Below are 13,818 nucleotides of genomic sequence, written 5' to 3' on the forward strand. Positions count from 1 at the left end.
CTTTCCGATTTGCTTTGATATCTAATAACTGCATCCATTTTTTGTTCGTTTGTAAATTTAGCCATAGAAAAACTGCACCTCCAATTGTTGATAATGTCTAACAATTGGGGTGCAGTTCATAAATGCTCGTGTTTTCGTATAAGAGAGTAGACTCTGCAACTCTGTTTGTGAATCAGATTTAAGGCAGGATGTTGCCAGCAGCACGATAGATTTCGTACCACTCCTGGCGTGTAAGATGAACATCTCCGGCTTTCACACAGTCCTTCAGGCGTTCAATATTCGTTGTGCCCGTTACAGGCTGCATTTGAGCTGGGTGACGCAGCAACCAGGCAATCGCGATGGTGGTGTTGCTCACATCATATTTGGCTGCAATCTCATCGATCTTGGCGTTCAGTTCCGGGAACTTGTCGCTGCCCAGGAATACGCCCTCGAAGAAGCCATACTGGAACGGAGACCAAGGCTGGATCGTGATATCGTGCAAACGGCAATAATCCAAAATACTGCCATCACGGTTCACGGCTGCATCGTTCTCCATGTTCACGTTGATCCCGCTGGAGATCATTGTTGTGTTGGTAATACTCAGCTGAAGCTGGTTGGCTACCAGCGGCTGCTTCACGTACTTTTTCAACAGTTCAATCTGGTTCGGGTTCTGGTTGGATACGCCGAAATGACGCACTTTGCCTTCGCGCTCGAGCAGATCAAATGCCTCTGCCACTTCTTCAGGCTCCACGAGAGCATCCGGACGGTGCAGCAGCAAGACATCAAGATACTCGGTTTTCAGACGCTGCAGAATGCCATCCACTGAATTCAGGATATGCTCTTTGGAGAAATCAAACATGCCCTTGCGGATACCGCATTTGGATTGCAAAATCATATTTTCACGAACCTGGGGATTCATCTGTACCGCCTCTGCAAAAATCTCTTCACATGCCCCGTTTCCATAAATATCAGCATGGTCGAAGAAGTTCGCACCGACTTCCATGGCGGAATGAACAAATTGTTCTGCCTCTTTGTTGCTGAGTGAATTGATGCGCATGCAGCCTACGGCCACAACTGGTACTTCAAGTGAGCTGCTGCCAAGTTTTATTGTTCTCAAGGTGATTTCCCTCCATATTCGGATAGATTGTATATACTTGTCTTCCAGCTATGATTGTGACACAGATCTGCAATCGGTTTCAATGGATTTTTAGATATCTTATATGGAAAAATGGTCGTTTTTTCTCCATTTCTCGGCGGGCTTACGTTTCTTGAGGCACAATCACTTCAATATGTTGAGGCAGGACGCTGATCTGGATAGGTAGTGCAGGCCCTTCCTCCCCGTCCACATTGGTGCGAACCGATTCAGTGCAGCTTACCCGGATCTCTTTTGCCGTAAAATAATCCACATCCTTATGGTCCTTCAGATGCCCAAAAAATAAGGAGGTTCCCAGTGTCAGGCTGTTGAACACACTAATATTGCGGATTACAAAACAATGAATCAGTCCATCGTCCACTACTGCATCCGGAGACAGCTTCTCAAATCCACCAACCGAATTGGTTAGCGCAGCAAGAAACAACGGGGATTCACCCTCCCACGTCAGCCCATCGTATTCAATCTTCAAAGGATAGGCGGGCGAGGACACGAGGTCCTTCAATCCTTCCTTCAAATAAGCCAGGGAGCCCAGCTTCGACTTGTCTTCTGATGAGACAGAAGATAACGCCTCGGCCAAAGAACCGGCTGCTACGACATTGGCGAAGAGACGATCATTAATTTTCCCCAGATCCACCTTGCGTACCTGTTCGGAGCCAAGCTGCTTAATGGCTTCATCCGGATCGAGAGACAGATGGAGTGCACGGGCAAAATCATTCACGGTACCCAGTGGCACGATACCCAGCCTGGGACGATGCTTCTGATCCATCATGCCATTAATGGTCTCATGCAGTGTGCCGTCTCCCCCAATGGATATGACCAGATCACAGCCGCCTTTGCAGGCATCCAGACAGTAACTGGTTGCATCACCCACCCCGGCTGTCTCATTAATCATTACTTGATACTGCTGCGATTCCAGAATCGCCTGAACTTCAGACACGTACTGCTGCGCCTCTTCTTTTCCCGATGACGGATTGCTAATGATCATGGCTTGACGCATAAACGCCTCTCCCCTCCACCTGCACATATTTACTTCTTCTATACCCTTTCTCGGGGGAGAATGAATAAGGCTCGCAGTCCAAAAGATTTTTTTGGTAAAGTTCACCTGTAGGAGTACAGATCAAGGCTTGTTTCATATAGAATAGAAGTAGAGTTGTTACCTGTCCCCTGAAATTAATGTTCCTTTTCTCGGCTGACGGGTTAATAACTAGAGAAATATGAAGAATTACTCCTGTTGATCTGACTTTAACTTTGGAGATGGACTACATAAAAGCAGAGAATTTCAAGAATATCGGAGGGAATGCATGCAATGAAAAGATTGGCACTACTATGTCTAATATTCATTCTAAGTATCGGTGCGTCGGGGCAAGCCATGGCCTACGCAACGATGGACTCAGGCAAAGGCATCATAGAAGATCCTGCACTGGAAAACGGACTTAAACTGATCTTGAACAAACCGGTAGATTCACCGTTAACTTCCTCCGACCTAGAACAGCTTACCGTTGTTGATCTGAGTAATGCAGGGATACAGAGCCTGTCGGGACTGGAGTATGCGACCAACCTGACACATCTCCGCCTATATGGCAATGAGATTGAGGATCTGACCCCGCTGAAGCATCTGGACCAGCTCCGGGAAATCGACGTAAGCAATAATTATATTACCTCCATTGATCCACTCGCTGAGCTGAAGCAACTGGGACGGCTGTACATCAGCAATAACTCTATCTCTTCTATAGAAGTGGTTCGTGGCTTCACCCGCTTACATACGTTTTACGCGAGTGGCAATCAAATTTACAGCCTATCTGCCTTGTCTGAACTAGATCATCTGAAATGGCTGGAGATTTCCAACAATGAGATTACGGATCTGGCTCCACTGGTTCATCAATCTCGGCTGCAGCAGCTGAACGTAGCAAATAATCGGCTTCAATCACTGGCTCCACTGGCCGAAATGGACAATACATTATTTAGACTAAACGTGGCAGGCAATGCCATCTCGGACCTGACACCCTTGCAGCATATGACGCGTCTTCAGGGGCTCGACATCTCGAGTAACCACATTCAGCATCTCAAGGCACTTGAAGGATTGGTGCGGTTAACCGAGCTTAATGCGGAATCCAATCAGATCTATGATCTGGAGCCACTACGACAGCTCACCAAGCTGGAGGTACTGAAGCTTGCAAACAATCGTGTATGGGATCTGACGCCGATTGCCGATTTTACGTTTACACAGGCTGTTCCCGTGAATATGGTTCAGGACATTGGAGCCTCCTCCTCTGTATCTCCTAACGTACTGACCCCGATGACGGAAGCGGAATCCGCCGGATTGACTGTGCAAAATAACTACCTGGACGTATCGAGTGGCAGCAGTACCATGAGTCTCCTTAACCAGATGAATGTGCGGGAACAGAAACGCACACCGCAAGGCCGTTTCCAGCGTCTGATCGAAGGATCGACCACAGCCTATGTGGGTGATCGCACATACACCCTGGAAGCTGCACCTTTTATCCATGAAGGGCGTACGTATGTGCCACTGCGATTTGTGTCCGAACAACTGAATGCCCAGGTGGGTTGGGATCGAAACAAGCAGGAGGCCGTTATCACACAGGGTGAACAAACCATTCGCTGGACTGCCGGTAACAAACAGGTGGTTGTAGACGATTCGCTCCTGATGAATGATGCCCCCTTGTTGATTGAAAACGGCACGGCTTTTGTGCCCGTTCGCTTTGTTTCGGAGCAGCTTAATACGACAGTCGGATATATCGGGAGAAGCAAAACGATTCTGATTTTTGAGAATAAACAGGTGGACAACAGTATTGACTCTTAAATGTTACGATAAATAAGCCTATCGCAAGTTCTTGTATGAACTACATGCGATAGGCTTATTATTTATACAATCGGTTTAATCCTGTGGCACATCCCAGCTAGCCAGCATACCCCTCGCCATCTCCATGGTCGACTCTTCCCCAGTGATTAGAGCAAACTTAGCAACCAGTACCGGGTAAGCAGCCCAATGCTCCCGAATATGCTCAAACATCCGGGGCCATGTTTTTCCCCCTGCCTTTTCGTACCGCTTCAGCAGATCGCGCAATCCAGCATCCTGGAAAAGCCCATACAAGATCACAAAATCCTTCCCCGGATCGGCGATCTCCGCTTCCGTCCAGTCGATAAGCCCGGTAACCCGCTGTGTAGGATCGACGATAATATGCGGTGGATGCAGATCACCATGATTGAATGTGACGTGCTCAGGCCAGAAATGGTCTGTAGACACCCATTTTCCCCACCGCTCGGCGAGTCCCTTTGGTACCGTAAAGCTCTGCTTAATCTGCTCCATATTGGCGGCAAAATCCTGGCGCACTTCCCTAGGCGTCTTTTGCCGCACTCCGCCTTGTACCGCTTCATTGGCATTAATGCCATGCAATTGTACGAGTGCAGCAGCCAGCGAATCAAAAAATACATCCGACAGGTCTTCCTGCGGAAAGCGCCATGCATACCCTCCCCCAGCAGGATCGACCACAGCAATCGGTTCACCGTCCAGCAAGGGATAAGCAATCAGCTCCGGTGTACAAATTCGCCAATCCGGCACCTTTATAGACAAGTTATCCTGTACGACCCCCAATACCTTGCGCTCATTCTCGGCACGCTCCCATACGTCTCCACGCCTTGGCTGGCGCAGAACCCACTTTTGCCCACTCTCATCCGTAGCAAAGGCCACCCTGAAGTCCATCCCGGACTCATTGATTTCCATCGAATCTTTGCGGATTCGAAGCCCATTCTGTTCAGCAAGCAGCCATATCTCCTGTTGAAGCTTTACCTGTTCATTCGAAATTGGTCCTGTCATACCCTTTCCTCCTCTTTTCCTCAGAAAAATAAAAAAACACAGACATTCACGCCTGTGCCTTGATCTCGGATTAAGGGATAAACCTAAATATGAGCAGCCCGATAGTAGTACATCAAAGAACCACTCCTAGGCAAGAGTGTCCACTATCGATTACGGCATACGTGTAAATAGGCAAACCTCTCCCGATTATCTGCACACAGGCAGCAAACAGCACGCGTAAACAAACGTTTCGCTGCTATCTCAATCGGAAAAAATGTGCCACACGTATCCCTCCGTTCAGTAAGTTACCCCTATGCTAACATATTCCAATTCCTGGTTCCAGCATGAATTTCCTGATTTGCCCATGTACCTAGGTCAATTCCTCCACTGGCCTTCCTGCATATAGAGTATAATGAACAGGTATACGATATAGGTATGGTGCAATGCTTATAGTAAGCATCCTGCACGTCTCTGGTATGAGCACTTAAAACTAATGCAAAAGAGGTTAACAATGAGCAAGCAACAATTCAAAGATTATAAGCTTGGCGAAGAGATCGTCCGGGCACTGGATAGTCTGGGTTATGAAACGCCAACCGAGGTTCAGACTGAAGTCATCCCGGTCGCTTTGGAAAATAAAGACCTCGTGGTCAAATCCCAGACTGGCAGTGGTAAAACAGCTGCCTATGGTATTCCGATTTGTGAGCTGGTGGAATGGAATGAAAATAAACCGCAGGCTTTAATTCTCACGCCAACCCGTGAACTGGCCCTGCAGGTCAATGAAGACATCACCAATATTGGACGCTATAAGCGAATTAAAGCTACGGCACTCTATGGACAATCTCCTTTTTATATTCAAAAAGCAGAGCTAAAACAAAGAACACATGTCGCCGTAGGTACGCCGGGACGTGTGCTGGACCATATCGAACGCGGTACACTGCCGCTCGAGCGGATTGCCTATCTCGTCATTGACGAGGCGGATGAAATGCTGAACATGGGCTTTATCGAGACGGTACAAGCTATCATTCAGGCCTTGCCTAGCGAGCGCGTAACGATGTTATTCTCCGCTACATTCCCTGAGGACGTTGCCCGTCTCTCACGCAAGTATATGGATCATCCGGTAGAGATCGAGATCAAAGCAAGTGGTCTCACAACAGCTACAATAGAACACGAGGTTGTTCGGGTATCCGAAGTCAACAAGACTGCTGTGCTGGAGGATCTGTTTATCGTGGAAAATCCGGACAGCTGCATTGTATTCTGCCGAACACAGGAGAACGTGGATAAACTGTTCCGGGTGATGGCTGACCTGGACTACCCAGCAGACCGAATCCACGGAGGCATGGAGCAGGACGAGCGGATCGAAGTCATGAATGCATTCAGAAGAGGCCAATTCCGTTATTTGGTTGCGACCGATGTTGCGGCACGTGGAATCGATATCACGAATATCACTCATGTCATCAACTATGATATTCCGCTGGAAAAAGAGAGCTATGTGCACCGTACAGGCCGTACCGGACGTGCTGGTAAGACAGGCAAGGCCATCACGCTGGTTACGCCGAAGGATGGCAGACGCCTGGCCGAGATTGAATCCTATATCGGATTCGAGATCCCGGTCGTTCCGGCGCCATCTGAAGAAGCTGTCGATCGCCGCAGGGAAGAATTCGAGAAACGCCTGAAGATTGTACCTGAGCGCAAAAAAGACAAGCGTGAGCAGCTGAACCAGCAGATCATGAAGCTGAACTTCAACGGCGGCAAAAAGAAAAAACTGCGTGCCGTGGACTTTGTAGGTACCATCGCCAAACTGGAGGGGGTCACCGCAGATGATATCGGGATTATCACCATTCTCGATAATGTAACCGATGTGGAGATTCTAAACGGCAAAGGCCCGCTTGTACTGGAAATGATGCAAAACACAACGGTCAAGGGCAAGCAGCTGAAGGTCCGCAAAGGGAAGCATGTGTAAGCACATGATACGAATTTAATATATCTTAGAAGAGGGAGTGTCTTGAGGCACTCCTTCTTTGATTTATACAGGTTTTCAGCAAGCAGAAGAACATATCTTATACAAAAACCCCCCGCTCTCGCCGCTTTATATCGAAAAGCACTTTTTTGTTCAGCAATGGATGAATTGTTCACTTGAAACGAATGGAAGTCCAGCTAGAATATATGTGAAAGCGCTACACTTTGCTCATACCTTGGGGAGGTGCATGTAATGAGAAGCAGGAAGTATGCATGGATTCTGGTTCTGACTCTGACACTGACGATGTTTGGCTTCCATCCGGAACGAACGGACGCGGCAAGTGTGACCATTAGCAACGGCTCCGATTGGCTGGATACCGCAGGTAACCCCATTCATGCGAACAGCGGCAATATTCTGAAAGTGGGAAGCACGTATTATTGGTATGGTGAGCATGCGGTAAGTGGCAAGTTTGACAGTGTTAACGTCTATACTTCAACCGATCTGAAAAACTGGACATTCAGCAATGCCATCCTCACCAAGGATTCCGCAACAGAGCTTGCCTCCAGCAAGATTGAGCGCCCCAAAGTGATCTACAATCCCGCTACGCAGCAGTATGTGCTCTGGGCACATTATGAGAACGGAACGGATTATAATCTGGGACGTGTCGCCGTAGCGACCAGCAATACACCAAGTGGCAAATTCACGTATGAGGGCAGCTTCCGGCCACTGGACTATGAGTCCCGCGATATGACAGTGTTCGTGGATACCGATGGTACGGGCTATCTCATCAGTGCGTCACGCAAGAATGGCGGAGCGAACGATACGATGGCTATTTTCAAAATGAACGCAAGCTATACAGGCGTAGAATCCTTTGTTGGCTGGTTATTTGAGAACAGCTACCGAGAGGCCCCTGCCGTTGTGAAAAAGGGAAACCGCTATTACCTCTTCACCTCCCAGGCTGCTGGCTGGTATCCGAATCAGGGGGCTTATGCGACAGCCACATCCATGACTGGACCATGGTCTGCACTGACCCCTTCTGGCAATCCCTCTGCCTTTGGATCGCAGATTCATGATATTGCCACGATTACAGGCAGCAGCACCACGTCCTATATTTATATGGGAGACCGCTGGAATCCAATGAATCTGGGCGAGCACAAGCATATCTGGCTCCCTCTGACCCTGAACGATACCAACGGAACGGCATCACTGGAGTGGTATAAGGATTGGAGTATCGATGCTGCTGCAGGTACGGTAGCGCCGTCCTCTCTCGTCAATCACGCTCAAGGCAAGACAGCTACGGCCATTTCGACAGCCTCCGGTTCTTCCGCTGCCAATGTAAATGACGGTAACTACCAGACTTCGTGGGCGGCCTCTTCCAATACATGGCCTGCTTGGTGGCAGGTTGACTTCGGAGTGCCGAAGACCATTACCGAGATCGATATCTCCTGGTTTATGTATAAAGGATCGGAGGGGTATTACAAATACAAGATTGAGATCAGCAACGATGGTGTCAACTATTCCACACTGGATCGGACCAATAACCTGACCTACGGGTTTACCACAGATACAGTGCACTTTACGGCCCGCTATGTACGTATCCATATGGTAAATGCCGTGCTGTGGAACAACCCGGGTAATTGGTACACTCCAACACTGCATGAGGTTAAAATGCTGGGACCTGCTGCCCCGGAAGCGACAGGCTACAGCCAGTTCAGCTCACATAACTATCCGGACCGTTCTATCCGGCATTCCAATTTCACAGCTCGTATTGACGCGAATGTCTCACCTGCACTTGACTCCCAGTTCCGCGTTGTTCCTGGTCTCGCCAGCTCAACGGGCATTTCGCTGGAGTCCATCAACTTCCCGGGATACTTCCTGAAGCGAAACAGCAGCAACAAAATTGTGCTTGAAGCCTATGTAGACACAGCCGCTTATAAGGGAGATGCAACCTTTCTGAGCAGCCCCGGCTGGGCAGACAGCTCCAAAATATCACTCCAATCATACAGCCAGCCCGGGTATTACATCCGGCACTATGACTACGTACTGCAGCTCGATACCATTAACGCATCCAGCAGCTCTACCGTGAAAAGCGACGCTACGTTCGGGCGAACCAATTTCTAGTTTGACGTTGTGATGCTTTATCTGATCCGTAAGATCCCACTATCAAAAAGGCTGCATCTTAGAATCTGATCTAAGTGTGCAGCCTTTTGTTATCTTGTTCGGTTCATATCACGCTACTCTTTTACCTCATAAGCGATATTTTGCAAATCTTTGATATTATAGGTGTCGTCCTGAATGCGCCATTCGCCTTGGTCCTGTAAAAAAGTGATATCACCTGATAGTGGAATGTTCTTTAACTGTTTGCCTTCGCGATCCGTAAAGACCAGATTCAGTCTATATTCTACAAGGATCCAATCGTTCTTGCTCTCTTTGATCTCCACGAGTATATTTCCGGGATGGAGTAGAGCCTTCTCCTTGTCTGCCACCATTAGAGGTAACGTTGCATACCGATTAGCCATGTAGGACTCATAGTTCTTCTCCGTCAAAAATGGTTTTATGGTCTCCCCTTTGGCCAATAGACCCTCTACGGTTAGAGTATCTTCGTAATCTGCATAATCAACAGTTAATTCTGTTTTCTTATATTCCATGGACATATCCAGAGCCTTCTGTTCATCCTGCGCATCAGCCTTTTCGCTCGTTGGTATATTCTGCTGGTTGGTTGGAGGTGTTGTCTCTTGAACAGGATCGGTCGTCTTCGATTCCGTACATCCCATAATCATTCCTGAAAGGAATAAAGCACTCATTAGGCAGACTAACTTTCGCATCATTGATTCATCCTTTCGCGTCATCATTACCTTCAATTATCACCTTTATTTGGCTAAATTGTCCAGTGATTAGACGCATTCGGCTGAATTACCTTAGCGTTCATACGTAAACAACCTCCATATTCAATTTAGAAATCCTGTTGTACAGGGTGATTATTCCATTGTATGTTCTTTCGCTATTTATGAAGGTGTAACGAACATGTAATAACGAATCTTTACACAAAAAAAACCACATTAGATTTCTCTAATGTGGCTCTTCACCCTTATTTTTTGGAATACACAATTTTCTTAATACTGTCGATGGACAGGAAAAAACGTTCCGTCAGCTCGTGTACAGTTACACCTGCAGCGAATAGGCGCCGGATCTGCTCATTACGCTCTTTCACAACCGCCCTGCTGCCCGATTTTTCGCCCCACTTTTTGTGAGCTTCCTTGGGTTTTGGAATGTAAACCAGCCCACCCGGGATGTGCCTCTGGATCTCTTTTAATAATTCTTCCGGCAAGATGGCATCTGCATTGATATAATTCATGCTGCTCCGCTCCTTAAAATTAGTCTTTAAGGCAGCAGAGTCATACGACGTACACTTCTGAGTTCTATGTGGCGGAAAGGAAAGTCATGGCTCTATGCAAACAACCGCCGTTGTTCATCGCATGGACTCTGCATAGAGCGGATCGTGAAACCTCTTATGAATTGAATCATGGTAGCCCCCCCATTCGGCACCCATATGTAGGCGCTGTTTGACCCTCACATGAATCCATTCGATCCACGCACGGTGATATCCTCCTGATCAGCACCATTCCATCGCCTCCACATTAAGAATACTGGCTCCAACTCTTCTCCAGCATCTCCCGAACAGCCTGCTGCAATGGTTCTGGCGAGACCACTTTTACTTCAGGACCGTAGGCAAGCAGCTTCCGTGCAGTGAATGGGAATTCCTCCAGGGGAACCAGCCCTCGCCATTCATTGCCTTGAATCGACTGGAACAGCACATCCGAATGTGCGAGCCTTGTACCAAACTCGGTGAAATGCAGCACCACTTCCACGCCTTCCCTGTCGTCTTCGGATTTAAACCATGCTTGCAGGCTGGGAATGGACTCATCTATGGAATCAAGCACTCTCAATTGCTGCATGCGGTCCACGCGATATAACAACACGTGCTCCTTATGACGTGCAGGCATGTACCAAAATCCATTTTCATAGTAAATACCAATGGGATAGGCCTGTGTTTCTTTCCTCCCTTTTCGGGAATGATACGTAAATTCAATCTCTCTTTTATCTACGGCAGCATGAAGAATTTCGGTCGTTAACATTTCTGCGTGCTCACCCGGATGCTGTACAAACGTCACATGTTCTCTCATGCGTACAATCAGGTCCTGCACATCCGCCGGCAAGGTGGAGAAATACTGTTCCGCCAAATGCTCTCGCATGGATCCATACGGAAAATCCGGGACCTGCTGCAAATATTCGATCATCAGAAACAGACCAAGTGCCTCGTTCTGTGTCAGCTGCAGGGGCGGCAGAATTCGATTAGGCAAAACCCTGTAACCCCCATTCACGCCGACCTCCGTGTACAAAGGAAACCCCATCTCCTGCAGCGCATCCAAGTCACGCTGAATGGTACGGACGGATACACCGAATCGTTCCGCCAGTTCACGGGCGGTAAACTTTTTTCTTGAATCCATCAGTCTCATTATGGCTAGTTTTCGACCATTCATGATTGCACCACCTAACTGCGTCAATATTTGTCATAGTTAGAGTGTATCATATGAAACAGAAGGGAGCGATCTATTATGTCCAATAAAGTAGTGCTGTACATTGCGATGAGTCTGGATGGTTATATTGCAAGAAAGGACGGTTCGGTAGATTGGCTGTTTGACGTGGAAGGGGATGGCGGAGATAACGGGTATGCTGCATTTTATCAAACGATTGGGACAGTAGTCATGGGCCGAACCACGTACGAAGACGTGCTTAAGCTATCCGAAGATTTCCTATATGCAGACCGACCCACATATGTACTCTCCCGTTCGGAGCAGCCGCCTGCCCCTCATGTGCAGTTTACAACTGAGCCCGTGGAGAGCCTGATTCCCCGTTTACAGCAGGCATCCGATGCCGATCTATGGATTGTTGGCGGCGGCCAGCTGGTTCAGGCCGTTATGGAAAAACGACTGCTTCATGAAATTGAAGTGGCCATCATTCCGAAAATTCTCGGAGAAGGCATCCCCTTATTTCCCCAGGGAATTGTACCGAGTAATCTGAAGATGATGAGAACACAGACACTCGGTCAGATCGTATCCATCCTTTATCAGGTTCAGATATAACCCAACCAATACGAGAAAAAGACCACGCTCCCCCAAGAAGAAGTGTGGTCTTTGTTTTATTCAGCCAGCCCTAGTACGGCATTCCTCTTTAAGCCAAAATTCCTTGCAGATATTCCGTTAACGTCTCTGCTGCCCGGCGGTGGGATAACTCACCCGGATGAGTCCGAGCCCCAATCGTCTCTTCGGTTGTATCCGGGAGCTGCAGGACGGATACCCTTCGGTCGCCTGTCCGCTTCGTATAACGATCCACTGCACGATAGATGGCAGGCATCATGGGAAAACCAAGCATGCCATAGGCCCAGACAAGCTGTGCCTTCGGATTATTCTTGCGGAGTTTGACCAGAAACCGGTCTACCGCATTCTCAAAAGCGGTCAAGTCCTCTTCATGATAGCTCTCGTCTTCATTTAAACGCTGCTTATGTACCTTTCCAGTTACGGGATCTCTCCATTCCGGTGTCTGGAAGGCACCTCCATCGTTGCTTCCCAGGTTGATCACAACCACGTCCGGCTGCCAGGAATCAAAATCATGCAGGTCCCCGGCTCCGATTGCCTGGTTATTCTCACCCGTCAGCAACCCGCAGACTTGTTCATAATAATCAGGAATGTTATTGTTCGGGTTATTGTCCCAGCTTGTAAGTACACCCCAACCGCTCTGGGATATCACTCTGTAGTCTGCGTTCATTGCCTCCGCTGTCATGTACGTATAGTTATGTATCGCGCTGAACCACATTGGAATCCAGTCTTCTTCCGCTCTGGCCCCTATTGCACCTTCTCCAGATGTGATGCTATCCCCAATAAACTCAATCTTGTACGGCTTCTCTTCCACAGGCAGGAATGCACCATCCGACTTCAGGGCATAGAACTGCAATAAGCAGCCCGGGTCTGAGCTCATGGCCTGCACATCCTTGACGATGCGTACGTTCTTCACTGTACCTTCGCTCATGCCCCGGAAGATACAGATCCAATACCGTCCTGCTGTAACCATCTGCCTGCTTACAGGAACTCCATTGATCAGGATACTGATCCACGGTTCATGGATATCATAGTCCGACTCCACTTCCACCCAGAGCTCAGATCCTGTGACTTGGAGTTCAATTGCGCTACCTGTCCAAAATAACGTTAGCGGTGCCCGCTGCTCTGTTGTCCTGCCATGTACCTTCAGATTCTGTATCTCAGACAGAACGTGCACCTGTAACTTGTCACTCTCTTTCACCCTGTATTCCTCCTCTACGAATAATAATTAATCCAAGCCATGCAGGATATGAAGCGCTTCCTCTTTTGTTTTTACGAAGAACATATGCTTGCCATTATTGCACTCATAAATGAAATCCTTCAGACTTTTGCTGCTGTAGCCGTCAAAATCACCAACGATGGCAAGCTTCACCTGGTAATTAACGTACTTTTGCAAAATCTCACCGGCCAGCTTCGTTTTCAGATCGAAGAATTCTTCCGTAATGTTGGATTTGTCGATGATCAGCTTGTATGCCTCGTTCAGATAATTTACCGACACCATCAGATCCAGTGCATCTTGCACTTCGCTGATGACGATGTCGTTACTCTCAATAATAGCAACCTTGGAGTTGCCCTGTTGATCGATTGTAATATCCATTTCACGTGCTCCTTCCATATCTCATTTCCCTATACTATCTCGCATTTCCTTCGCAAAAAGCAATGTATATTTCACAGCAAAATGGAACTTTTCGCTCCCCCAACATTCCAGGGTTTGCTTCTTATTTGTAATCACTCACTGGAATTCCTCTGCTATAATGGA

At 48.0% G+C, this 13,818-nt stretch carries 12 protein-coding genes; 4 read left to right on the forward strand and 8 right to left on the reverse strand.

From position 1 onward, the window contains the following. Window positions 1-178: 178 nt before the first annotated feature. Window positions 179-1,096 (reverse strand): aldo/keto reductase, encoded by a 918-nt coding sequence (locus GUA98_RS24585; RefSeq protein ID WP_153980434.1) that lies wholly within the window; start codon window positions 1,094-1,096, stop codon window positions 179-181. A gap of 142 nt (window positions 1,097-1,238) precedes the next feature. Beyond that, complete coding sequence (locus GUA98_RS24590) at window positions 1,239-2,129, reverse strand: diacylglycerol/lipid kinase family protein (protein WP_227780092.1); 891 nt, start codon at window positions 2,127-2,129, stop codon at window positions 1,239-1,241. A gap of 309 nt (window positions 2,130-2,438) precedes the next feature. Between GUA98_RS24590 and GUA98_RS24595 the strand changes: the two genes are divergently transcribed. Then, window positions 2,439-3,953, forward strand: coding sequence for a leucine-rich repeat domain-containing protein (locus GUA98_RS24595; RefSeq protein WP_193724695.1), 1,515 nt, complete (start codon window positions 2,439-2,441; stop codon window positions 3,951-3,953). Window positions 3,954-4,028: 75 nt separating this feature from the next. Here the strand turns inward: GUA98_RS24595 and GUA98_RS24600 are convergent, their stop codons facing one another. Further along, window positions 4,029-4,967, reverse strand: coding sequence for a macrolide 2'-phosphotransferase (locus tag GUA98_RS24600; protein WP_193724696.1), 939 nt, complete (start codon window positions 4,965-4,967; stop codon window positions 4,029-4,031). Window positions 4,968-5,457: 490 nt separating this feature from the next. Here GUA98_RS24600 and GUA98_RS24605 point away from each other — a divergent pair, with 490 nt between their 5' ends. After that, complete coding sequence (locus tag GUA98_RS24605; protein ID WP_193724697.1) at window positions 5,458-6,906, forward strand: DEAD/DEAH box helicase; 1,449 nt, start codon at window positions 5,458-5,460, stop codon at window positions 6,904-6,906. Window positions 6,907-7,206: 300 nt separating this feature from the next. Continuing rightward, on the forward strand, window positions 7,207-9,024 hold the full coding sequence (locus GUA98_RS24610) for an AbfB domain-containing protein (RefSeq protein WP_227780110.1): 1,818 nt from the start codon (window positions 7,207-7,209) through the stop codon (window positions 9,022-9,024). 113 nt (window positions 9,025-9,137) lie between these two features. Here GUA98_RS24610 and GUA98_RS24615 read toward each other — a convergent pair whose 3' ends face one another. From GUA98_RS24615 to GUA98_RS24625, 3 genes are all read right to left on the reverse strand, one after another. Then, window positions 9,138-9,707, reverse strand: coding sequence for a hypothetical protein (locus tag GUA98_RS24615; protein WP_227780094.1), 570 nt, complete (start codon window positions 9,705-9,707; stop codon window positions 9,138-9,140). Between the two features lie 284 nt (window positions 9,708-9,991). Further along, window positions 9,992-10,258 (reverse strand): CD3324 family protein, encoded by a 267-nt coding sequence (locus GUA98_RS24620; protein WP_153980440.1) that lies wholly within the window; start codon window positions 10,256-10,258, stop codon window positions 9,992-9,994. Window positions 10,259-10,541: 283 nt separating this feature from the next. Next, a complete protein-coding gene (locus GUA98_RS24625; protein ID WP_193724700.1) occupies window positions 10,542-11,444 on the reverse strand; it encodes a helix-turn-helix transcriptional regulator in 903 nt (300 codons plus the stop codon). Window positions 11,445-11,519: 75 nt separating this feature from the next. On the opposite strand from GUA98_RS24625, the gene GUA98_RS24630 reads away from it, so the two are divergent. Beyond that, complete coding sequence (locus GUA98_RS24630) at window positions 11,520-12,047, forward strand: dihydrofolate reductase family protein (protein WP_153980442.1); 528 nt, start codon at window positions 11,520-11,522, stop codon at window positions 12,045-12,047. A gap of 88 nt (window positions 12,048-12,135) precedes the next feature. Here the strand turns inward: GUA98_RS24630 and GUA98_RS24635 are convergent, their stop codons facing one another. Together GUA98_RS24635 and GUA98_RS24640 are read right to left on the reverse strand one after the other, a co-directional pair. Beyond that, on the reverse strand, window positions 12,136-13,260 hold the full coding sequence (locus tag GUA98_RS24635; RefSeq protein ID WP_193724701.1) for an SGNH/GDSL hydrolase family protein: 1,125 nt from the start codon (window positions 13,258-13,260) through the stop codon (window positions 12,136-12,138). 27 nt (window positions 13,261-13,287) lie between these two features. Then, window positions 13,288-13,656: a DUF4180 domain-containing protein gene (locus GUA98_RS24640; RefSeq protein WP_193724702.1), complete on the reverse strand. Its 369-nt coding sequence runs from the start codon at window positions 13,654-13,656 to the stop codon at window positions 13,288-13,290. Window positions 13,657-13,818: the final 162 nt, after the last annotated feature.

The organism is Paenibacillus sp. P13VS (genome assembly GCF_015143645.1).
In the GTDB taxonomy this organism is placed as follows: domain Bacteria; phylum Bacillota; class Bacilli; order Paenibacillales; family Paenibacillaceae; genus Paenibacillus; species Paenibacillus xylanilyticus_A.